Source organism: Chryseobacterium arachidis, assembly GCF_900129245.1.
Lineage (GTDB): Bacteria > Bacteroidota > Bacteroidia > Flavobacteriales > Weeksellaceae > Chryseobacterium > Chryseobacterium arachidis.
In genome coordinates this window covers 1-21,772 of sequence record NZ_FQUT01000015.1, presented here as the reverse complement: position 1 = coordinate 21,772, position 21,772 = coordinate 1, and the positions used below count along the sequence as shown (strand labels likewise).

At 35.4% G+C, this 21,772-nt stretch carries 21 protein-coding genes and 3 tRNA genes; 12 read left to right on the top strand and 12 right to left on the bottom strand.

Translation table 11 applies throughout. The annotated features are described in order from the left end of the window. Window positions 1-318 precede the first annotated feature (318 nt). From BUA89_RS19275 to BUA89_RS19250, 6 genes are all read left to right on the top strand, one after another. Complete coding sequence (locus BUA89_RS19275; RefSeq protein ID WP_072962504.1) at window positions 319-873, top strand: phosphoribosyltransferase; 555 nt, start codon at window positions 319-321, stop codon at window positions 871-873. 155 nt (window positions 874-1,028) lie between these two features. Next, on the top strand, window positions 1,029-1,607 hold the full coding sequence (locus BUA89_RS19270) for an adenylate kinase (RefSeq protein ID WP_039364831.1): 579 nt from the start codon (window positions 1,029-1,031) through the stop codon (window positions 1,605-1,607). Between the two features lie 78 nt (window positions 1,608-1,685). Continuing rightward, window positions 1,686-2,669 carry a GTPase ObgE gene (gene obgE / locus BUA89_RS19265; protein ID WP_072962501.1) on the top strand — a complete coding sequence of 328 codons (984 nt, stop codon included), beginning with the start codon at window positions 1,686-1,688 and terminating at the stop codon, window positions 2,667-2,669. An 88-nt stretch (window positions 2,670-2,757) separates the two neighbouring features. Next, window positions 2,758-3,423 (top strand): porin family protein, encoded by a 666-nt coding sequence (locus BUA89_RS19260; protein WP_072962498.1) that lies wholly within the window; start codon window positions 2,758-2,760, stop codon window positions 3,421-3,423. 72 nt (window positions 3,424-3,495) lie between these two features. After that, window positions 3,496-3,990, top strand: coding sequence for a DUF6438 domain-containing protein (locus tag BUA89_RS19255; protein ID WP_072962495.1), 495 nt, complete (start codon window positions 3,496-3,498; stop codon window positions 3,988-3,990). A gap of 86 nt (window positions 3,991-4,076) precedes the next feature. Beyond that, a complete protein-coding gene (locus BUA89_RS19250) occupies window positions 4,077-5,387 on the top strand; it encodes a DEAD/DEAH box helicase (protein ID WP_072962492.1) in 1,311 nt (436 codons plus the stop codon). Between the two features lie 91 nt (window positions 5,388-5,478). On the opposite strand, the gene BUA89_RS19245 is transcribed toward BUA89_RS19250, so the two are convergent. From BUA89_RS19245 to BUA89_RS19215, 7 genes are all read right to left on the bottom strand, one after another. Continuing rightward, window positions 5,479-6,246, bottom strand: coding sequence for a TatD family hydrolase (locus tag BUA89_RS19245; RefSeq protein ID WP_072962490.1), 768 nt, complete (start codon window positions 6,244-6,246; stop codon window positions 5,479-5,481). Window positions 6,247-6,252: 6 nt separating this feature from the next. Further along, the gene (locus tag BUA89_RS19240; protein WP_072962487.1) at window positions 6,253-6,774 is read right to left on the bottom strand and encodes a DUF4269 domain-containing protein; all 522 of its coding nucleotides are present in this window, start codon (window positions 6,772-6,774) and stop codon (window positions 6,253-6,255) included. Further along, a complete protein-coding gene (locus BUA89_RS19235; RefSeq protein ID WP_072962485.1) occupies window positions 6,767-7,726 on the bottom strand; it encodes a GSCFA domain-containing protein in 960 nt (319 codons plus the stop codon). Before BUA89_RS19235 ends, BUA89_RS19240 begins: the two co-directional genes overlap by 8 nt. 92 nt (window positions 7,727-7,818) lie before the next feature. Beyond that, window positions 7,819-8,790, bottom strand: coding sequence for a polyprenyl synthetase family protein (locus tag BUA89_RS19230; RefSeq protein WP_072962483.1), 972 nt, complete (start codon window positions 8,788-8,790; stop codon window positions 7,819-7,821). Between the two features lie 422 nt (window positions 8,791-9,212). Beyond that, entirely contained in the window at window positions 9,213-10,355 is a 1,143-nt protein-coding gene (locus BUA89_RS19225) for an inorganic phosphate transporter (RefSeq protein WP_072962481.1), read from the bottom strand. A gap of 20 nt (window positions 10,356-10,375) precedes the next feature. After that, window positions 10,376-11,014 carry a DUF47 domain-containing protein gene (locus tag BUA89_RS19220; protein ID WP_072962479.1) on the bottom strand — a complete coding sequence of 213 codons (639 nt, stop codon included), beginning with the start codon at window positions 11,012-11,014 and terminating at the stop codon, window positions 10,376-10,378. 152 nt (window positions 11,015-11,166) lie between these two features. Then, window positions 11,167-12,867 (bottom strand): DEAD/DEAH box helicase, encoded by a 1,701-nt coding sequence (locus BUA89_RS19215; RefSeq protein WP_072962475.1) that lies wholly within the window; start codon window positions 12,865-12,867, stop codon window positions 11,167-11,169. 533 nt (window positions 12,868-13,400) lie between these two features. On the opposite strand from BUA89_RS19215, the gene BUA89_RS19210 reads away from it, so the two are divergent. From BUA89_RS19210 to BUA89_RS19200, 3 genes are all read left to right on the top strand, one after another. After that, window positions 13,401-14,063, top strand: a complete 663-nt coding sequence (locus BUA89_RS19210) for a DUF2461 domain-containing protein (protein WP_072962472.1) — start codon at window positions 13,401-13,403, stop codon at window positions 14,061-14,063. A gap of 184 nt (window positions 14,064-14,247) precedes the next feature. Beyond that, entirely contained in the window at window positions 14,248-15,039 is a 792-nt protein-coding gene (locus BUA89_RS19205) for an FkbM family methyltransferase (RefSeq protein WP_072962468.1), read from the top strand. Between the two features lie 10 nt (window positions 15,040-15,049). Continuing rightward, window positions 15,050-16,552 (top strand): lipopolysaccharide biosynthesis protein, encoded by a 1,503-nt coding sequence (locus BUA89_RS19200; protein WP_072962465.1) that lies wholly within the window; start codon window positions 15,050-15,052, stop codon window positions 16,550-16,552. Here BUA89_RS19200 and BUA89_RS19195 read toward each other — a convergent pair. The 4 genes from BUA89_RS19195 to BUA89_RS19180 form a co-directional block, all read right to left on the bottom strand. Next, window positions 16,545-17,600, bottom strand: a complete 1,056-nt coding sequence (locus tag BUA89_RS19195) for a hypothetical protein (protein ID WP_072962463.1) — start codon at window positions 17,598-17,600, stop codon at window positions 16,545-16,547. The genes BUA89_RS19200 and BUA89_RS19195 overlap by 8 nt on opposite strands. Before the next feature lie 30 nt (window positions 17,601-17,630). Continuing rightward, window positions 17,631-18,485, bottom strand: coding sequence for a glycosyltransferase family 2 protein (locus BUA89_RS19190; RefSeq protein WP_072962458.1), 855 nt, complete (start codon window positions 18,483-18,485; stop codon window positions 17,631-17,633). A 73-nt stretch (window positions 18,486-18,558) separates the two neighbouring features. Next, window positions 18,559-19,959, bottom strand: coding sequence for an aspartate ammonia-lyase (gene aspA, locus BUA89_RS19185; protein ID WP_072962455.1), 1,401 nt, complete (start codon window positions 19,957-19,959; stop codon window positions 18,559-18,561). Window positions 19,960-20,029: 70 nt separating this feature from the next. Then, window positions 20,030-21,052 (bottom strand): N-acetylmuramoyl-L-alanine amidase, encoded by a 1,023-nt coding sequence (locus BUA89_RS19180; RefSeq protein WP_072962452.1) that lies wholly within the window; start codon window positions 21,050-21,052, stop codon window positions 20,030-20,032. 137 nt (window positions 21,053-21,189) lie between these two features. Here BUA89_RS19180 and BUA89_RS19175 point away from each other — a divergent pair. From BUA89_RS19175 to BUA89_RS19165, 3 genes are all read left to right on the top strand, one after another. Next, window positions 21,190-21,274 (top strand) — tRNA-Ser (locus BUA89_RS19175). 17 nt (window positions 21,275-21,291) lie between these two features. Beyond that, window positions 21,292-21,366, top strand: a tRNA-Pro gene (locus BUA89_RS19170). A gap of 32 nt (window positions 21,367-21,398) precedes the next feature. Beyond that, window positions 21,399-21,475, top strand: a tRNA-Arg gene (locus BUA89_RS19165). A gap of 96 nt (window positions 21,476-21,571) precedes the next feature. On the opposite strand, the gene BUA89_RS19160 is transcribed toward BUA89_RS19165, so the two are convergent. Next, on the bottom strand, window positions 21,572-21,772 hold a 201-nt coding region (locus BUA89_RS19160; RefSeq protein ID WP_143152336.1), incomplete at its 5' end, for a transposase.

Here is a 21,772-nt window from a genome sequence, read left to right as displayed (position 1 = left end):
CAATCTGGGCTAAGAAATTATTCCGTTTAAAACCACCCCGTCAAAAATTTCTTTGAAATTTTCGCTACCCCTCCAAAGGAGGGGAATTTTTGAGCGTTTTTAAATGACCAGTAAAAATGCTTCGACAAGCTCAGCATGACATCTCGAATCCTAATTGTTCTTTATTAAACAGTATAGCTTTAACGTTGCCATGCTGAGCTTGTCGAAGAATCTGTTTCATTTTAATAAAACATTTGATAGAGAATGTTTTATTAAACTAATACGCCCTCAAAAAACTTTCATCAAAAATCCGTAACTTTGCCGCCTACTAAAATTTTTATGGAAAGTATTAAAGTTCACGACAAAACTTTTGTTCCTTATTTGGAGGACGCCGAGATTCAGGAGATTGTAAAAGCTACGGCTTTAAAAATTTATGAAGATTATAAGGATGAAGTTCCTGTTTTCATCGGGGTTTTGAATGGAGTAATTATGTTCTTCTCAGACCTTTTGAAGCACTATCCGGGAGAATGCGAGATTGCTTTCATCCAAATGAGTTCTTACGTAGGAACAGAATCTACAGGAATTGTTTACCAGAAAATGGAATTGACGAAGGACGTAAAAGACCGTCACATCATCTTAGTAGAAGATATTGTGGATACAGGAAATACGGTTGAAAGCCTTTTCAAATATTTTAATGAAACGCAACGTCCGAAATCTGTAAAAATTGCTTCATTCTTATTGAAACCTGAAGTGTATAAGAAAGATTTCAAGCTGGATTATATCGGAAAAGAAATTCCAAACAAATTTGTTTTAGGTTACGGATTGGATTACGATGAGTTAGGTAGAAACTTACCGAATTTGTATCAATTAGAAGACGGACAAATCAACCATTAAACGCTGTTGGCTATTAGCTGATAGCTGTTAGCTTAAAAAGTAAAATAAAGAAATAAATTTAATAATAACTTAAAAACGCTAAAGGCTAAAAGCAAATAAGCTAAAGGTAAAAAAGCCAAAAGCAAGCTGCCAATTGCCATAAGCAAAACAACATTATGATAAACATTGTTCTGTTCGGCCCTCCAGGAAGTGGAAAAGGAACTCAAGCGCAAAACTTAATCGAGAAATTCAATTTAAAGCAAATCTCAACAGGTGATCTTTTCAGATTCAACATGAAAAATGATACTGAACTTGGGAAACTGGCTAAATCTTACATCGATAAAGGAGAATTGGTTCCGGATCAGGTAACGACAGATATGCTGATTGATGAAATCAGAAAACCGACGGATGCTGCAGGATTTATCTTCGACGGATATCCAAGAACCGCTGTTCAGACAGAGGCTTTGGAAAAGATCGTAAAAGAAGAATTAAACGATGAGATCGACGTTTGCCTTTCTTTGGTAGTGGAAGATACTATTTTGGTGGAAAGACTATTAAAAAGAGGAGAAATCAGCGGAAGATCAGACGACAGCAATGTAGAAATCATTGAAAACAGAATAAAAGAATACTACGCAAAAACAGCAGAAGTTGCCGAATTGTATAAACAACAAGGTAAATATGTAGAGATCAACGGTGTTGGAGACATCAACGAGATTTCTGAAAAGCTTTTCGCTGAAGTAGAAAAAGTAAAATAGTTAAAAGTTATGAGTGATGAGTTATAAGTTTTAAATTCATACTCATAATTCATAACTCATAACTCATAATTAGAAGAAATGTCAAATTTTGTAGATTACGTAAAGATTCATTGTAAAAGCGGTCACGGAGGTGCAGGTTCTGCGCATCTTCGCCGTGAAAAGTATATTCCTAAAGGTGGTCCTGATGGAGGTGACGGAGGTCGCGGCGGACACATCATCATGAAAGGAAACGGCAATGAATGGACTTTACTTCCTCTTCGTTACACGCGTCACGTAAAAGCGGAACGTGGTGAAAACGGAGGAAAAAACCAGTTGACCGGAGCTTACGGAGCTGATGTTTATATTGAAGTTCCGATCGGGACTATTGCCAAAAATGAAGATGGAGAAATCATCGGTGAAATTTTAGAAGACGGACAGGAAATCATCCTGATGGAAGGCGGAATGGGAGGAAAAGGAAATGAGCATTTTAAATCTTCTACCAACCAAACACCAAGATTTGCACAACCGGGAATGGAAGGTCAGGAAGGTTATGTAATTTTTGAGCTTAAAATTTTGGCTGATGTAGGTCTTGTCGGTTTCCCAAATGCTGGAAAATCCACCCTTTTATCAGCTGTTTCAGCTGCAAAACCGAAAATTGCCGATTACGCATTTACCACTTTAACCCCTAACTTAGGAATTGTAGATTACAGAAATTATAAATCTTTTGTAATGGCAGATATTCCGGGAATTATTGAAGGCGCTGCAGAAGGTAAAGGTTTAGGACACAGGTTCTTACGGCATATTGAAAGAAATTCAATCTTATTATTTTTGATTCCGGCAGATTCTGAAGATCATTTCCAGGAGTTTAAAATTTTAGAAAATGAACTGAAAGAATACAATCCTGAATTACTGGATAAAGATTTCATTATTTCTATTTCAAAAGCGGATCTTTTGGATGATGAATTAAAGAAAGAAATCGCTGCAGAATTCCCTGAAAATAAACAACCTCTGTTTTTCTCTGGTGTTACAGGAGAAGGTCTTGTAGAATTGAAGGATGCGATCTGGAAACAGCTTCATGGGTAAAATGTAATCACATTTATCAAACATATAAAGTACACTTTTCGTGTGCTTTTTTATTGTCATTAAAAATTAAAACCATCAAATTTAAATTATGAAAAAGAACTTTTTATTTGTTCTATCATTAGCCGTTTCAACTATAGCAAATGCACAGACAACAACACAGGAACCAACAAACACCGATTCAAAAACTTCTACAGATTCAAAAATAAGCTTTGGCGTAAAAGGAGGATATTCTTTATCCCATATGAAATTTTTTGACGAAAAATACAATTCAAAATCATATTTCTATGCGGGAATTGTTGTGGAACAACCGATTTCCACTAAAGTAAGCGTTCAGGCTGAAGCACTTTACACTCAGATTGGCGGAAAGCAAGATTTTCCTGTAGTAGATTTTACAGATTCCGGAGTTATAGAAAGAGGAAATATACAGTTTGATTATCAGCTTACCCAAATTCAGATCCCGGTTTCTGTTAAATATTATTTTATTCCTAATTTATCTGCTTCAGCGGGTATGAATTTTGGGATCAATTTGTCTGAAAAGGTAAAAACAGAACAGGTTGTAAACGGAGCTACTTCCCACGATTATGAGAATGTAAAAACATTAAATCTATTTCCTTTTTTAGGAGCGGAATATAAAATTGATGATAATTTCTTCGTAGATGCACGATATCACTTTAATTTTATTAAAATAAATAAAGGAGGTTTTGATACTAAAATCGGTTTTTTACAAGCTGGTGTAGGTTATAGATTTAAATAAAATTAATATTAAATTTATCATACACTCTCTATTTGGAACAATTATTGACAGACACCAAACCAAATTTAAACTATGAAATATATACTAAGCTTTTGTGCAATGATATTTTTGTTTTCATGCAATTCTCAGAAAGCAAATTCGGGTTCAAAATATTCAGTTATCGAATATGAAGCAACTCCTTGTTTCGGATCTTGTCCGATTTTTAAAATGACGATTAATGCGGACAGAACTGCCGTATTTGAGGCAGAACATTTTAATTTTTCAAAAGGATTTTCAAAAGGAGAATTCGATAAGCCGCGTGAAGGAACTTTTAAAGGAACCATTAAAGAAGAAGATTACAAAAAACTCGTCGCTTTATTAGACGGTTTGGATGTAAAAAACCTGAACGAAAAATATGGTGAAAGAAACGTCACAGACCTTCCGACTTCCCATTTAAGAGTTAATTTCGAAGACGGATCTACCAAGCATGTTGAGGATTACGGAAAAAGAGGCAGTGAAAAATTAGCGGAATTGTACAAGTTTTTTGAAGATTTGAGAAACAATCAGCAATGGACGAAAGTGAATTAATTTCATTTAAAAATATTAACCTACCTTTGCAAAACATAATTCCTTCATTTTGAAGGAATTTTTATTTAATTATAAAAACAATTCATTTGAATTTTACAGACCTAAACTTAATAGAACCTATTGCCAAGGCAATTCAGGAACAAGGATATACCAACCCAACCCCCATTCAGGAAAAATCAATCCCGGAAATTATACAGGGAAAAGACTTTTTGGGATGTGCACAGACAGGAACAGGAAAAACTGCTGCATTTGCCATACCGATTCTTCAAAATCTTTCTAAAAATAAGCCATCTAACCATATTAAAGCTTTAATTCTCACTCCTACACGAGAATTAGCCATTCAGATTGAAGAAAACATCCAGGCTTACGGAAAATACTTACCCTTAAAACATTTGGTGATTTTCGGAGGGGTAAAACAAGGAAATCAGGAAGCTGCTTTAAGAAAAGGTATTGATATTTTAGTAGCAACCCCGGGAAGACTTTTGGACTTTATTGCCCAGGGAATTATCAGCCTGAAAAATCTTGAAATTTTTGTTTTAGACGAAGCCGACAGAATGCTGGATATGGGTTTTGTGCATGATGTAAAAAGAGTTATCAAATTACTTCCCCAGAAAAGACAAACTTTGTTTTTCTCAGCAACAATGCCGAAAGAGATTCAGAAACTTGCAGATTCTATCTTGAATAATCCTGTAAAAGTGGAAGTAACACCTGTTTCCTCAACCGCTGAAACTATTAAACAATCCGTTTATTTTGTTGAAAGAGATAACAAACTAAACCTTTTGACTCATATTTTAAAGAACAATATTTCCGACTCTGTATTGGTTTTTGCAAGAACGAAACATGGAGCCGATAAAATTGCCAGAAAACTTCAAAAAGACAATATTACTACAGAAGCCATCCATGGCAATAAATCCCAGAATGCGCGCCAAAATGCTTTAAATAATTTTAAATCCGGGAAAACCAGAGTTTTGGTTGCAACCGATATTGCAGCGAGGGGAATTGATATTGATGAACTGAAATATGTCGTAAATTTTGAGCTTTCCGACGTTTCTGAAACGTATGTCCACAGAATTGGAAGAACGGGAAGAGCTGGCGCAGAAGGAACTTCTATTTCTTTTGTAGATGGTCTTGATTTGTTAAATCTGAAAAATACTGAGAAACTAATCGGGATGAAAATTCCGGTGATTAAAAACCACCCGTTCCATACTGACGATCTGGTAGCCCAGAAAAGAGATTCAAATAATAAACCGGTTTCCGCAGGAGCAGGAGCAAATAAACCACGATCTTCAAGACCAGGTACTTCAAGACCGAATAACAATAAAAAGAAACCTGATTCTACTGCAGGCCCTATCAGCTTTAAAAAGCCTAAGAACAAGAATTTTACGAGAAAGAAATAATAAGAAAGCCTTCCGAATGGAAGGCTTATTTTTTGTGTTTTGGCTGAAGCCAATTCGATTGTTTGATTATTTTGATACCAAGTCGGTTGTTTTAAATTTGAACAAACATCTTCTTCGCATTTTCTGTAGTAATTCGGTCGATCTCGGAAAAATCAACTTTATAAATATCTACCAATTTCCCGGCAACCAGATCAAGGTACGAACTTTCATTTCGTTTTCCTCTATGCGGAACCGGTGCTAAATACGGCGAATCTGTCTCCAGAACGATTTTATCTAACGGAATTTCGTTCAAAAACTGATCGATTTTCCCATTTTTAAACGTCACTACTCCGCCTATTCCCAAAATAAAATTAAGATCTATTGCATGTTTTGCATGTTCCAGATTGCCTGAAAAACAATGGAAAATCCCTCTTAATTTCGGATGTTTTTTTCTTTCCAGCACTTCGAAAGTTTCATCAAAACTTTCTCTGGTATGAATGACAATTGGTAAATCTTTTTCAATTGCCCAATCGATTTGCTGCTCAAAAGCTTTTACCTGAATATCCAAGGTTGTTTTATCCCAATATAAATCGATCCCGATCTCTCCGATCGCCGGAAAAGCTCTCTGATCAAGATAATTTTTAACGATTTCCAGTTCTTTTTCCCAAGATTCAGGCTTTACATAGCAAGGATGTAAGCCCATCATTGAAAAAATCTGGTTGGGATATTCTGTTTCCAGGTTCAACATTTTTTCATGAGATTCTGAATCGATGGCAGGAAGATAAAACTCTGTTATTCCTTTATCCAAAGCTCTTTGAATCGCTTCTTTTCTGTCCTCATCAAACTCTTCCGCGTATAAATGTGTATGTGTATCAATCATTTTCTTTTACATTTTTAATAGATCTTCATAAGGATTTTCAAGTCCCAGCAATATTCCGAAAGCAGGTTCCGTTTTGATTCCTTTTTTCTTCAATTCTATTATTTTTTGTTTAAAATCTTCTCCTTTCTCCTGTAATATTTTATATTCAGCAATCATGTGACGGTAAGCATTTTGCTCAATTGTCGGTTTATTCTGTCCGAAAATTTCAATGGGAAAGTCTTCCAATATAAAATTTAAAGTAATGCATTTTTGACCATCTATCAAAGGATATTCAACATCTACATCATAGGGAATAAATTTGCTGAACATTAAATCATCCAAAAAGTCTTCTTCAAATTTAAGATCTACTTCACAAATAATATCAAGATCGCTTCCTTCAATATCAATTTCGATAGGAATTGTTCCTGCGAGAATCGGTGAATAGAAATTCATCTTTTCAAAGAATCTTTGTTTAGTAAGAAGTTCATAAGCTCTTCTTTGCTTGTCATTTCCTGTTTTTAAATAATCAAGTTTCGTAAAATCAATCATCGGGAAAGATTTTATGTTTCACTTTTTGTCTTTGAATTTCAATCCTTTGGTTTAATTTCTCTCTGAATTCGATGTATTTGGGGTCTTTATCATCGTCGGTTTTGTGCTCTAAAGCCTGATGAATTTTAAAATTTTCTTTAATAAACTCCTTCGTTTCCTCAGAAAAATAAGCATTCCCGAATTTTTCAAAAATATAATTAACCGCCTGATGACTTGGATGAATCATATCTTCCTTATAAAAACGGTAATCGCGAAGATCATCCATCAAAATCTCGTAAATCGGGAGATAATGGCAATAATCCAGCCCATCTATCATTTCATGAATGGCAGTGATTAATTTTGACTTGCTTAACTGATTTTCAATCATACCGTCTTTTGTATGGCGAACCGGGGAAACTGTAAAAAGAATCTGGACATCATCCACACAAATATCCTTTAAATTTAAAATCGTATTGTAAATAGATTCTGTAATTTCCTGAAAACTCAACAGCCTTTTTTTGAAGAATTTCTGTGGAATTTTATGGCAATTGGCAACGAGTTTCTGTTTCGGAACAAATTCATAAATAAACGAGCTCCCGTAGGTTATAATAACCCAATTGGTATTTTGAAGGAATGAATTTGCCTCTTCTATTTTCGCATTAATTTTAGCTAATGTCTGATGAATATACCGGGTATCAAAGCTTGTGTGATGATCGAGAGAAATAAATTCATTATTAAAAGTGATTAATTCATCTTCATGATAAAACGCTGCATCATGAAGCCTTTTAATGGAGTTATTGATCGAAAAAGGATTAAAAATAGTTCCGAAAGGATTATTAACAGTCTGCAATTGTCCTTGCATAAACAGATCCGACATTTCGGAAGCAAAACAGGAACCTATTGAAAATATTTTATCTTCAACATCAATCTTCTTCTGCGATTCTTTAATATCAACTTCTGTCCTGAATTTCATTTAATCTATTTGAAAAATTGAGAATGTGTCAATTTGAAAATTAAAAATCTACTGTTTTCATTTTCAAATTTTCAAATTGACTAATTATCAAATTATGATTCTCTTCTCAATAAATAATTTGCCAGTTCAGCAAACGGTTTTTTCTTCTCATCCGGAATATCGATTTTCTGAAGGTAGCTCTGCCCAATCTCGTTGTGTTTTTCGATTAAACGCAATGCTTTTTCGTCTACCTTCGTTCTTCTGAAAATCTTTTCAACTCCGTATACTTTATCAATATTGTCGGTTTTTTTGGAATACCAGTAATCCAATTCTTTTCTTTCTTCCTCCGTTGCATGTTCTCTCGCCATTAAGTAAAGAACAGTTTTTTTATTTTCGTAAATATCTCCGGCATGCTTTTTCCCGAACTGTGCCTGATCTCCGAATACATCCAGATAATCATCCATTATCTGGAAGGCAATTCCGATATGTTTTCCGAAGTTGAAAATCGCTTTTGCATCCTTGAAGTTTGCTTTTGCAATCAATGCACCGATTTCGAATGAAGATGCACTTAAAACTCCTGTTTTGTAAGTAATCATTCTGATATAATCGTCATAAGTTACATTTTCCTGAGTTTCAAAATTAATGTCATATTGCTGACCTTCGCATAGAAGCAAACCTGTGTGGGTGAAAATTCTGATACAAGCCTTGAAAACCTCAGGCTCAAGATCTTCGAAAAATTTATATGCTTTCAGCATAAGTCCGTCTCCCGAAAGAATTCCTACATTAATCCCGTGTAAAGTGTGGATCGTAGGCTTATTTCTTCTCAGCGGAGCTTCATCCATAATATCATCATGGATAAGTGTAAAATTATGGAAAAATTCAATAGCCAATGCCGGCTTGATAGCTTCTTTCAGATCACCCCCAAATAGGTCACAGGCCATTAAAACCATTATAGGACGAAGACGTTTTCCACCATGGGAAATGATATAGTTCATCGGTTCGTATAATTCCGCAGGTTTGTCTTTAAAAGTGTACTTCGTAATAGCATCCGCAACGATTTGTTGGTATCTGTCTAAAAATTCCATAAATTCTAATAGTTTGAGCAAAAATACAATTTTTCAGGTCTTAATAAGCAAAAAAATCACCGTTTTTGGTGATGAGAAATTAAATTTTATATAATAATTGTTTGTTTAAAATTATGCTTAAATTTCTGTATAATGGCAAGCTCAGTAAGTATTTTCGCGATGCTTAAACAGGCGCCCAGTCACAGTACTTGTTTAGGCTCATTTTTTTGGGTATCGGGGCGGCAGCTTCGCTGCCGCCCCGATACCCAAAAAAATAGTGAATACAGAAAGCAGGAAAAACTTCAAACAAAAAACTTATAATACCTTTCGATGAAATTAACTTAATCCTTAGAAACAGATTCCGAAAAGAATCAAACAGTTTCTAAAACAAAAAAAACTTTGCCCGATTGAACAAAGTTTTCATAATATATACATTTCTTTTTTTAAGAGAAAAATGTTACCAAAAGATAAGTTATTCCCGCAACAATCGCCGAAATAGGAATGGTAAGAACCCAAGCCCAAAGTAGACTTACGGTAATCCCCCATCTTACAGCAGAAATCCTTTTCGTTAAACCAACTCCGATGATGGAACCAGTAATCGTGTGCGTTGTAGAAACTGGAATTCCGAAGTGGTCTGTAATGAATAAAGTAATCGCCCCTGCAGTTTCAGCACTTACCCCTTCCAGTGAAGTTACTTTTGTAATTTTAGTACCCATTGTTTTGATAATCTTCCAACCACCACTCATGGTTCCTAATGCAATGGCAATAAATGAAACCAAAGGAACCCAGATATAATGCTGTGCAAAATAATCGAAACGTTCTGCGGAAGGAACATTAAGGTAAGTAACATCCTGAAGCATATTCACGTGGTAATAAATTACCGCTGCCCCAATAATCCCCATTACTTTCTGAGCATCATTCAAACCGTGTCCTAAACTGAATAACGCTGAAGAAGCCAGCTGCAATCTTTTAAAAGACTGATCTGCCTTGTGTGGGTTTGATCTTTTGTAAAGGTGAACAATGATTAAAGTAATAATAATCGAGATAATCATCCCTATAATCGGCGCCATGAAAATGAAAAGGAAAATAGGAATTACTTTATCAAACTTCACAACACTCTGATGAGTTACCTGGCTTGCTGCTTCTTTAAGTGTTTCCCAAGTTCCCAAATTAGGCTGGGTGGCAACAACATCGTGATAATCCATCATGAAAGCATGCATTAAAGCCGCTCCAAGGAAACCACCGATCAATGTATGTGATGATGATGAAGGAATACCAAACCACCATGTTAACAGGTTCCAGGCAATAGCCGCCACGAGACCTGAAAAGATAACTTCGAGGGTGATAAAATTTTCGTTAACTGTTTTGGCAATTGTATTACCAATTTTAAATTCTCCAATGATATACGCAGCGATAAAGAAAGCTGCAAAGTTCCAAAGTGCTGCCCAAAGAACGGCCTGGAAAGGAGTTAAAACTTTCGTAGAAACAATAGTCGCAATTGAGTTGGCTGCATCGTGAAAACCATTAATGTAATCAAATATTAGAGCCAATGCAATAATAACTATAAGTAAAATCGGAAATTCCATTGTTTAATTATAATTATTAATTAAGCGTATTTAATCATGATGTTCTCAATCGTGTTGGCAACATCTTCTGCTTTGTCAGTTACAACTTCAAGATAATTAAGTACAGATGAAACTTTAATAATGTTGATCGCATCGTTTGTCTCGAACAATTCTACCATAGAATTCGACAACAAATCGTCTGCAATATTTTCGATGGAATTAACTTTGATACAAGCTTCTTTTACCTGCTCCATGTTTTTGAAACCTTTAAGGTTTTTCATAGCATTCTGGATTTCAAGACAAGCCTTGTGAATCAGTAGAGAAAAATCAGAATAAGCCTTCATTTCCGGAGACTTATAAAGGAAAATATATTTTGTAGAAGCGTAGATGTAATCTGCAATATCGTCTAATCCTGTTGCTAACGTATGGATATCTTCTCTGTCGAATGGAGTGATAAAGTTTTTTCCCAATTCTACGAAGATCTCATGTGTTAATTCATCATTTTTGTGTTCAAAGTCGCTCATCTTTTTCAACATAGAATCATCGTTAAGATCAAAGTCTTTAATTCCGTGGTTGAATTCCTCAGACATTGCTACAAGGTTTTCTGTTACTTTTTCGAAAAGCACAAAGAAGATTTTATCTTTCGGTTGAAAAGCGTGGAAAATATTACCAATTCCCATTGTAAAGTTTTTATTATAATTCGAGTGCAAATTTCTTAAAAAACCCTCTTACCTGAAACAATACAACATTAAGTTTTGTTAACATTGAGTTCACACTTCATTAGTATACAAAAAAACCGGCACTAAGGCCGGTTTATATTGTTAAAAGTAAATTAGTTAGCTTCTTCAGCTCTCATATCTTTACCTCTGAACTTCATTGTAGAAATATTACTTAAAAGATCTCCTTTGAACGATTTTTCGATTTCAAAGAAAGAGAATTTCTCCAAAATTTCGATATCACCGATTTCTGCTCTTTTTTTGCTTTTTCCGTTAGATGTCGCTTTGTTGATAATATCCAAAACATCTAGTTTTTTCAGCTGATCTTTTTTACCAAGATTGAAGAAGAATCTTACCATGTTTTCATCTTTTCTTCTCGGTTTTCCGCCACGCTCTCTTCCTCTATCGTTTCTGTCTCCTCTGTCGCGGTCTCTGCCTCTGTCACGATCCCTTCTGTCTCCTCTTCTTGATGAGTAATCATCATCTCTGCTGCTTAGTTTCTGCTCAACAAGATCATGTCTGTCTTTGTAATAAAGAGCAAGGTCTTTCAATTGGAACTGAAGTAATTTGTGAACCAATTCTTCTTTTGAAAACGCTGACAAATCAGGAATTAAAGAATCATCAAATTCAAAGAAATCTTCATGTACTTCAAACAGACTTTCAAAAACACCACCTACCTGAGCTTTGATCACCTCTTCTCCCGTTGGGATTTTAGCCTCATTGATCTCAATTTTAGTTACTGATTTTATCTGTTTTAATTTTCTGCTCTCTTCAGGCTTAATTAAAGCAATTGAAATACCGTCTTTTCCAGCTCTACCCGTTCTACCGCTTCTGTGTACGAATACTTCAGGGTCATCAGGCAAAGAATAATGGATAACGTGCGTTAAAGAATTCACATCAAGACCTCTTGCCGCAACGTCAGTCGCCACCAGAATATCAATATTCTTCAATCTGAATTTCTTCATTACCGTATCTCTCTGCGCCTGAGAAAGATCTCCGTGAAGTGCATCAGCTGCATACCCGTTCTGCATTAAGAAATCGGCAACTTCCTGAGTTTCCATTCTTGTTCTACAGAAAATAATTGAATACTGATTAGGGTTTGAATCGATTAATCTCTTCAATGCCTCTTTTTTCTGACGGTAACCTGCCACATAATACAGATGCTTAATGTTCTTTTTAACTTCGTTAATAGAACCTACAGAAATTCTGTGTGGTTTTGTCAGGTAATTTTTAGAAATTCTTTCCACCTCTTTGTTCATCGTTGCAGAGAACAAGAAAGTTTGCTTAGTTTCAGGAGTTTCGCTCAAAATTGTTTCCAATTCGTCTTTGAAACCCATAGAAAGCATTTCGTCTGCTTCATCTAAAACCAACCAGTGAATAGCAGAAAAATCCAAAGCTTTTCTGTTAATCAAATCGATAACTCTTCCCGGAGTTCCCACAATAATCTGCGGTTTATCTTTTAAAGAACGGATTTGTTCCATAATACTGCTTCCACCGTAAACTGCTGTAGTTTTGATGTCTTTCATGTACTTGGAATAATTTTTAATGTCTTTAGCAATCTGAAGACATAATTCTCGTGTCGGACAAAGCACCAAAAGTTGGATTTTGCGACTCGTATCGTCAATCATATCCAAAATCGGAAGCGAAAACGCTGCTGTTTTGCCTGTCCCTGTCTGCGCAAGTGCGATCAAGTCGCGAATATCTGAAAGAATGAAAGGGATAGTCTGTTTTTGGATTTCTGTCGGGCTTTCGTAGCCCAGTTCGCCAATTGCCTTAAGAATATCAGGACTTAAATTGGTCTCCGTAAATAAATTCATTAAATATTTTAAAATTTTTGCAAAGATACAATAAATTTTTGATTTGTTTTTGAATAAATTTTTAAATAAGCAAACTTAAATTCAGAATCCCATAATATTTTCTTAATTTTTAAAAAATTTACCGCAAAAAAAACTACCACAGATTACAAAGATGTTAAATATTATTTTTCTTTATTAAATCCGATTGATATTTTCTGTCATATTCATGAATTTTTAAAAAAACAAGATGAACCGAATGATAATTTTTCAAAAGTCTCTTCAAACTAATTTCAAATTGAATAGCAAATCGAAAATTCGACAAGGATAAAAGACTTTTTGCAATTTATTTAGAGTCTGTTTAAGTAAATTGTTTAGGCAAAAACAAAGGCAAAAACAATCCCATTAGGATTATCTGTTAATAGATAAATTAAGCCTAATATATCAATAGTTTTTGTAATTTTGAATAACAGTTGATAAGTATTCATTGAGCATTTACAATTGAAAATTATAAAAAAAACCTTCCCTATTAATAAAATTAAAATTCTCACCAAATTATGACAGGTCTCTCTCCAAAAGTATTCGATTTTTTAAAAGAAATTACTGAAAATAATACCAGAGAATGGTTTACAGAACATAAAAATCTATACCTTGAATCTCAGGAAAATGTCATCCTGTTTTTAGAAGATCTGATTAAAGAAATGTCTGAATTCGATCAGCAATTAGGAAAAATTGAAGCTAAGAAAGCATTGTTCAGGATTTATAGGGATACAAGGTTTTCTAAAGACAAAACTCCTTACAAAACCAATTTCGGAGCTTCTTTAGGAATGGGCAAAGGCAGCCAGAAAGGAGGTTATTATCTTCATCTGGAACCTGGAAAATCTTTCATAGCAGGAGGAATTTACATGCCGGAATCTTCTGTCCTGAAGGAAGTGAGAAAAGAAATTTCGCTGTACGGAGAGGATTTCATCAAGATCATCAATAGTAAAGATTTTAAAAAGTATTTTCCTGAGCTGGATCAGGATGATAAGCTTAAAAAAATACCGCAAGGCTTCGAAAAAGAAGATCCGATGGCAGAATATTTAAAATTAAAAAGCTTTATTGTTGTATATAACCTGAAAGACGAGGAAATCCTGGATAAACACGCAGTGCAAAAACTTACCAAAATTTTTAAGCTGATGAAGCCTTTCAATGATTTTTTAAACACACCCTTTCTTTAATTGTCATTTAACCTGTTTATCTATAATTCAAAAATTTCAGTTACAGGATTTGAATTTCAGTGTTAGATATTCAAAGCAAATCAAAAACAAAACTAATAACTGATAATCAATAAATTACAAATCGATATTTTTAACAGAAAATTGACATTTTTGCTTATATTTGCTGTTCGTCAAAAAGCCAACAATGTCCCTATATCAAAGAATTGCGGAGAAGCTCCAGTATATAAGCCCTAATTTCTACAAAAAAAGATATTTTAAGAGTTTAAACAATCTCACCAAAGATAATTTTTCAGAGAGAAATGTAGAGCCGGAACTGATCTGGATTAAGGAATATCTGCCTAAAAATGCAGTAATTCTTGACATTGGTGCCAATGTGGGAACTTTTTTATATCAGTTAGAAAACAAGCTTGATCATGAGCATATTTATGCTTTTGAACCCAACAAAAAGCTATACCACAGACTAAAAAGGCTTTTCCCGACCATGAGAGTACTTCCTTTGGCACTGTCGGACGAGAATACAACAGCAGAATTCAAGGTTCCAATTATCAACGGAAGACTTATTGCTTCCAGAGGCACCTTAAACACAGATTACAAAGAAAAAGGCGAAGAAAAGAGCTATACCGAAAAAGTAAAAGTAATAAAGCTTGACGACTGGGCAGCCATTGAACACTTCAACAGACTGGATTTTATCAAGATCGATGTTGAAGGCAATGAAATGAAAACGCTTTTCGGGGCAAGAGAAATCATTCGTCAGTTTCAGCCTACCCTTATGGTGGAAATGGAGCAGAGACATCACCAGACACCGATCTGGCAGGAGATTTCTGAAGTTGAATCCTGGGGATATGATGCAAAATTCCTCAACAGAAAGACTTTTGAACTCGAAAAGCTAACCGAAGAAATTCTTCTTAAAAATATTGCCGACGAAAAAAACAAAACCGAGTATATCAACAACATCATTTTTATCCCAAAAAATTAATAAAAACAGCATGAGTGTAGTTGCAAGACAAGGTTTCAAATACTCGGTTATCGGGTATATTGGTTTTTTAATCGGAATGATTTCGGCACTTTTTATTGTTCCGATTGATCTTGGATTTTACGGAACTCTCCGATACATTATGTCGACTGCAGAAATGCTCGTCCCTTTTGTTGTTTTTGGAATCTCTTACTCCAACGTTAAGTTTTTTCACAAGGTAAGCCAAGATGGGAAACAGCAGAACATGCTTTCGCTCTCTTTGGCGGCGGTTTTTATCAATTTTATTATTTTTTTAGGCATTTTTTTCGTATTTCCTTACTTTTATCCGGAACTGAGAAATATGAAGGTCTGGAAGATTAAAGAAACTATTCTTCCGCTTATTTTACTGCTTTCTCTCTGTGCAATTTTCAATAAATATATTTCTAACTATAAGAGAATTGTTGTTACCAATATTTTCGACAACCTGTTTCCGAAGATTGCCAATATTGGAGCATTTCTTATCTTCTTATACCTGTCTTCACGTTTCGCAGAGAACTCATCAACCCCTGAGAATACAGCATTTTTATTTTTCTTCGGAATGTTTGTTCTGATGCTTTTGGGATACATTTTTTACGCCAATCGTCTTGATAAGATTAAGCTCGATTTTAAGACAGATTATTTTAAAAAAGACAAATTTTACAAACAGTTTGCCACCTACAGTTTTTTCGGTTTTTTAGGCACTTTCGGAAATTATATGGCTATCAACAGCTTTATGATCGGGGAATATCTTGGTATGGAAGAAAATGGGATTTACAGCGTTTTGCTCGCCTTAGTTTCACTGATTTCTATTCCGCAGCTAGGTCTTTTTAACATTTCTGCCCCGATTATCAGTAAGAATCTCGCAGATGGCGACATGGAAGATCTTGACAGATTTCATAAAAAAACCTCATTAACTATTTATTTTTTAGGCGCCGTTCTATTTTCCTGCATCATGGTCGGATTTCCTTATTTAACCCATTTTATGCCTAAAAACGGCGTTATGCTGAGAGAATATGAACCTGTGATTTGGATTTGGGGATCCGCTGTTCTGGTTGATCTGGCAACAGGTTTTAACGGAAATATTATTTCACTCTCCAAATATTATAAATTCAATATTCTGATGATGCTTTTACTGGCAGGATTAACTGTCGGACTGAATTTTTACTTCATCAATAATACAGATTTAAAACTTATCGGAATCGCTTTATCAACCGCTATTTCTCTTACCACTTACAATCTTATTAAGATCGTTTTCAACTATTTCATGTTTAAGGTTTCGCCTTTATCTATTGAAATGATTTTTGTCTCGATCATCTGTACTTTAGCGATTACCGTTGCGATTGTACTGCCTGTGTTCGAGAACAATTTCATCAATCTGATGTACAAACCCGCAGTGGTACTGATTCTTATTTTTATTGGGAATTATTTCACTAAGATATTCCCCGTTGAGCAATATCTGAATATGAAATTCATAAAAAGTATTCTGAAATTTAAATAAGTGTATCCAGAAAGTTTTCCAAATTCTTCTGTACGGAAACTTTATTGTAATATTTACTGAAATCATAAGAAGCATTTTTCAAGTCATTAAACTGCTTCATGAGTTCTTCTTTTTCCGAAACAATAAAATCTAAACCGGAAGGATAATTTTTAGGAAAAACTGCAAATTTTCCATATTTAATCGCATCTCCAAGGTTTCCTGTCATTTTTGTATGTCCGTATATTTCTTTCTGGCTGAAAAATTCTGTTTCCTGCTGAATCGGACACCACAAAACATCAGCTTTTTTCATCCAGTTCTCATAATCTTCCTGAGAAACTCTCTCCGTAAAATAGGTGATATTGATATAATTTAAGGATCTTTCCAGATCAATAATCTCCTTTAATTCTTCATTTTTGGCCTTTCCTAAAAAAACAAAATCAACCAACTTACTCTCAATATCAGAATATCCGTCTTCAAGATCTTTTATCATCGAAAATACTTTTTTGTAGTCTCTTCTTTTTTGAGATACTCCTCCGGGAATCACTATCGTCAGTACTTTATTTTCTGGGAAACTGAAGTTTTTGGTGTAAAAAACAGGCAAAAATTTCAATCGGTCTGAGCTTAATTCCTCATCCAAAACCAAAAGATTTTTCGCCTTTTGATAGACCTTTGATGAATACAACAGACCTTCCTTCCACCAAAGCTTCAAACGGTACATCATGTCTGCTTTAAAAATACTTTTGATCAAACCAAATCTGGTAGCATTCATAAAATTGATATTATGCACAATAACCGCCGAATTATACTTTTCTGCAATCACCTGAAATGTATCAAAATACCGATGAACTGTACCGATAATGATTAGCTGATAATGACTGGCATGCAATTGATCCAGAATCATTGAACTGTCCGAAAGAAAAATATTCTGTGCGGAATCTTTTACCTGATCTTTTATTTTTTTTGAAAAATAATAATCCACCTCAAACCTGCCAGAATCTTCCATGATTTCCATAAAATCCTGAGCAACTTCCGCATGAGTATCTATTTCTATGTAAGCAATTTTTTTCAAAGATTTGTACTATTTACAGATATTGAATCATTATATTTTCAGCCATTTCTTCTTCAGCATCTTCCATCGCTGATTGTTGATCATTTTCTGTTCTTCCTTGGATATCTTCAACTCCAGTTTACCGGATCGACAGGCTTCATATGATTTAATAATGGAAAAGAAAAAAGAAACGGACTTGATTTTGATCGCTTCTTTAGATGCGGCGATATAAGCCAAAAACCTGTTTAAACCTAAAAAGTAAAAATATCTTCCATAATAATCGGCCGGTCTTATCGTATAATCCGCACCTTTTACTTTAATTAATTTTACCTGCAATTCAGGCAAAACCACTTCTTTCCAGCCTAACTTTTCCAGCAGAATCGAATCGATATTATCCCAACCCAATGTTTCACGGATGCCGCCCATTTGGATAAAACTTTCTTTACGATACGCTTTCATTGGCCCCCGAACATGATGTTTGTTGGAATTCCCTTCGTAAACCCAATCGCCATCTTTTTCAACGTATAATAACCCGCCAACCAAACCATATTTCGGGTTGTTTTTAAATGAATCTTCAACGGTTTCCAGATAGTTTTCCGGTAAAATAATGTCGGCATCGAATTTACAGATGATTTCAAAACCATCAATCGTTTGGGTATTCAAGCCTTTTTTAAAAGCATTAACTACCTTTGATCCGGGCTGGTGTACTGATTTCTGAAGAGCAACCATCTCAAAACGGGAATCGGTATCCGTATATTTTCTGATGACTTCAGAAGTACTGTCTGTAGAGCCGTCGTTGACTATCACTACTTTAAAATCTTTAAAACTTTGCTGCTGTAAAGAATTCAGGGTAAAAGGAAGATTATTTTCCTCGTTATGAGCAGGAATAATGATTAAAAATCTCAAGACAAAAATATAAATGATGAAAGTAAGTGATAAAAAATTTATTTCTATTGTTCTTTATCACTTACCGTTAATATTATTTATTGTGGGGTTTCAGCATGTTTTTAGGATCAAGAATCTCGTCCAGTTTTTCCTGAGACAGCATTCCTTTTTCCAATACCAGATTGTACACGCTTTTTCCTGTTTCCAAAGCTTCTTTAGCGATGGCCGTCGACTGTTTATAGCCGATGTAAGGATTCAGTGCCGTTACAATTCCGATGCTGTGCTTTACCATGTTTAAACAAACTTCTTTATTTGCTGTAATCCCGATAATGCATTTTTCACGAAGTGTATCCAACGCGTTTCCTAAAAAATGAATATTCTCCATTATAGCATGAGAGAGTACCGGTTCCATTACATTGAGCTGCAACTGTCCTGCTTCCGCAGCAAAAGTTACTGTAAGGTCGTTCCCGAATACTTTAAAACAAACCTGATTAACAACCTCGGGAATTACCGGATTCACTTTTCCCGGCATAATGGAAGATCCCGGCTGCATAGGTGGTAAATTGATCTCCGAAAGTCCGGCTCTTGGCCCTGAAGCCAGCAATCTTAAATCATTACATATTTTTGATAATTTTACCGCCAGACGTTTCATTGCTGATGAATAAATCACATAAGAACCCGTATCCGGTGTTGCTTCCACCAAATCCGGCGCTGAAACTACAGGAAAACCTGTAAGCTGAGCCAAATTCTTTGCACAAAGGGTAGCGTATCCCACCGGAGCGTTAATTCCCGTTCCGATTGCTGTTGCACCCATATTAACTTCTACGAAAAGATTTGCATTATTATTTAATTTAGAAATATCTTCTTCCAATGTTGCGGCAAACGCTTCAAACTCCTGTCCCAAAGTCATAGGAACAGCATCCTGCAGCTGTGTTCTCCCCATTTTAATGACATCCTGAAATTCTTTTCCTTTTGCTCTGAAAGCATCCACAATTTTCTCAAGCTTGTTCACTAAAATAATATTCATATGCAGCAATCCCATTTTAATGGCTGTGGGATACGCATCATTGGTAGACTGAGAAAGGTTGATATGATCGTTTGGCGAACAAAATTCGTATTCTCCTTTATTTTTGCCTAATTTTTCTAACACTCTGTTGGCAATCACCTCATTGGCATTCATGTTGATCGAAGTCCCTGCTCCTCCCTGAATCATATCCACCGGAAACTGCTCGTGAAGCTGACCGTCGATTAGTTCATCACAAACTTCAGCAATGGTAAAATACAGGCTTTCATCCAACAGACCTAACTCATAATTAGTTTTTGCCGCCGCTTTTTTAACGTAAGCCAACCCTTTAATAAATTGCGGATATGAAGATAAAAGCTGTCCCGAGATCTTGAAATTATCGATCGCTCTTTGCGTCTGTACTCCATAATAAGCATTTACAGGAACGCTTAATTCACCTAATAAATCGCTCTCTTTTCTGAAATTTTCCATTACAGATTTTTTAAGTATTTTAGAGTTTAAAGATAGCAAAAACGCACCGAAACCGATGCGCTTTAATTTTTTATTTTGTAGGATATTTTTGTACTAAAGCCTGAAGTATTGCGAATGTTTCTGCATCCAAAACACCATCGTAATTTTGAGGCCTGAAATGATACTGGAAGGCTTCAATTGTCTTTTTGGTCATATCATCCCATTTTCCGCTAAGATCTAACCCATAACCAAACTTCTGTAGCTGAGTTTGAACATTAAAGATAAATACAGAATCATTGTACTTGGTCTGAAAATCTACAGAGGCAAGGTCATAGAAACTTTGTTTTGTCGCTTCGTCATACCACATTCCGATTTGGTATTCATCATATAATTTCTTCCATGGGAACAGCGGTCCCGGATCCTGCTTTCTCGTGGGAGCAATATCTGAGTGCGCCAGAATATTAGTCGCCGGAATCTGATATCTTGTTACAATATCTTTAACCAAGGCTGCTACTTTCTTAACCTGAGCCTCATCAAACGGGGCAAAAGTCTTTTTCCCGGAAGCATCTGCTGTATAGCCCATATTTACAATTTCGATTCCTATCGAAGTATCATTAAGGTTTTTATCAGCCCTCCATGAGCTTACGCCTGCATGATAAGCGCGTTTATTTTCATCTACCAATTGATAAATTTCATTATCTCCTGTATTGTTTACCAAATAATGAGCACTCACGCCTTGTTGTGAAAGTACGGTGATCGATTTATCATCCGGTAGTGCCGTGTAATGTAAAATCAAATATCTCTGTCTGAAGTTCTGCCCTATCGCAGGGAAATACGATTTTACCACTTTATATCCTGCAGGTTTTGCGGAAACAATAGATCCGTAACTTACGGTATTATCATTTTTCGTAGGATCCGCTATATTCGTTGTAAAAAAATCGACACCATGCTCGGTAGTAATTTGTGATTTCGGTTTTTCGATCGGTGTCTTGGCTGTCGTTTTCGACGGTGTAGCGGGAGTTCTCGGGATATATTGTCTTTTTTTAGAATTTTGTTGTGAAGTACACGAAAAAACAAAAGCGCTTAATCCGATGATATATAATGTATTACGCATGAGTTTATTTTTTTAGTCGTTTATTAGCTCAAAAATACACAAATTTTTCTTGAAAAATATTTGGTAAATAAAGAAATCTGTTCTATATTTGCACTCGCAATAACGAAGTAACGATCATTAAAAAAACGAGATAAACAGGAGGGTTGCCGGAGTGGTTAACGGAGCAGTTTGCTAAACTGTCGACGCGAAAGTGTCGCAAGGGTTCGAATCCCTTACCCTCCGCTTTTCTATATATCTTTCGGGGCGTAGCGTAGTCCGGTCATCGCGCCTGGTTTGGGACCAGGAGGTCGCAGGTTCGAATCCTGCCGCCCCGACAGTTTTCGATAATTTTCACAAAATTACAAATGGGTGCGTAGCTCAGCTGGATAGAGCATCTGCCTTCTAAGCAGACGGTCAAAGGTTCGAATCCTTTCGCGCTCACCAAGACCTCACAACAGAAGTTGTGAGGTCTTTTGTTTTAGACTGATTTTTATCCAGTCTGTTAAAACAGTAAATAGGATCAAGTACAAAACTTGTGGACTAAGCAAAAAGTTTTGATAATCTGAACAGGAAAAACGATTTATCTCTTACTCCTCGTAGCTGTAATCTGAAGTTTTTTATTTTTGCATTAAAGGATTCTGCTGAGGCGTTAGTGCTTCTCTTCTCAAAATAATTAAGAATATCGCTGTAGTGGCGGGTAATCGTTCTTTTTAAGGTAGTGAAAGATTTAAAGCCTGATTC

Excerpts from the sequence above, each read along its gene's own strand:
- BUA89_RS19235 (WP_072962485.1), bottom strand. The coding sequence starts at position 7,726 with ATGAAATTCAGGACAGAAGTTGATATTAAAGAATCGCAGAAGAAGATT.
- BUA89_RS19270 (WP_039364831.1), top strand. The coding sequence starts at position 1,029 with ATGATAAACATTGTTCTGTTCGGCCCTCCAGGAAGTGGAAAAGGAACT.
- BUA89_RS19200 (WP_072962465.1), top strand. The coding sequence starts at position 15,050 with ATGAGTGTAGTTGCAAGACAAGGTTTCAAATACTCGGTTATCGGGTAT.
- BUA89_RS19240 (WP_072962487.1), bottom strand. The coding sequence starts at position 6,774 with ATGATTGATTTTACGAAACTTGATTATTTAAAAACAGGAAATGACAAG.
- BUA89_RS19210 (WP_072962472.1), top strand. The coding sequence starts at position 13,401 with ATGACAGGTCTCTCTCCAAAAGTATTCGATTTTTTAAAAGAAATTACT.
- BUA89_RS19260 (WP_072962498.1), top strand. The coding sequence starts at position 2,758 with ATGAAAAAGAACTTTTTATTTGTTCTATCATTAGCCGTTTCAACTATA.
- obgE (WP_072962501.1), top strand. The coding sequence starts at position 1,686 with ATGTCAAATTTTGTAGATTACGTAAAGATTCATTGTAAAAGCGGTCAC.
- BUA89_RS19255 (WP_072962495.1), top strand. The coding sequence starts at position 3,496 with ATGAAATATATACTAAGCTTTTGTGCAATGATATTTTTGTTTTCATGC.
- BUA89_RS19275 (WP_072962504.1), top strand. The coding sequence starts at position 319 with ATGGAAAGTATTAAAGTTCACGACAAAACTTTTGTTCCTTATTTGGAG.
- BUA89_RS19220 (WP_072962479.1), bottom strand. The coding sequence starts at position 11,014 with ATGGGAATTGGTAATATTTTCCACGCTTTTCAACCGAAAGATAAAATC.
- BUA89_RS19205 (WP_072962468.1), top strand. The coding sequence starts at position 14,248 with ATGTCCCTATATCAAAGAATTGCGGAGAAGCTCCAGTATATAAGCCCT.
- BUA89_RS19225 (WP_072962481.1), bottom strand. The coding sequence starts at position 10,355 with ATGGAATTTCCGATTTTACTTATAGTTATTATTGCATTGGCTCTAATA.
- aspA (WP_072962455.1), bottom strand. The coding sequence starts at position 19,959 with ATGGAAAATTTCAGAAAAGAGAGCGATTTATTAGGTGAATTAAGCGTT.
- BUA89_RS19245 (WP_072962490.1), bottom strand. The coding sequence starts at position 6,246 with ATGATTGATACACATACACATTTATACGCGGAAGAGTTTGATGAGGAC.
- BUA89_RS19230 (WP_072962483.1), bottom strand. The coding sequence starts at position 8,790 with ATGGAATTTTTAGACAGATACCAACAAATCGTTGCGGATGCTATTACG.
- BUA89_RS19215 (WP_072962475.1), bottom strand. The coding sequence starts at position 12,867 with ATGAATTTATTTACGGAGACCAATTTAAGTCCTGATATTCTTAAGGCA.
- BUA89_RS19180 (WP_072962452.1), bottom strand. The coding sequence starts at position 21,052 with ATGCGTAATACATTATATATCATCGGATTAAGCGCTTTTGTTTTTTCG.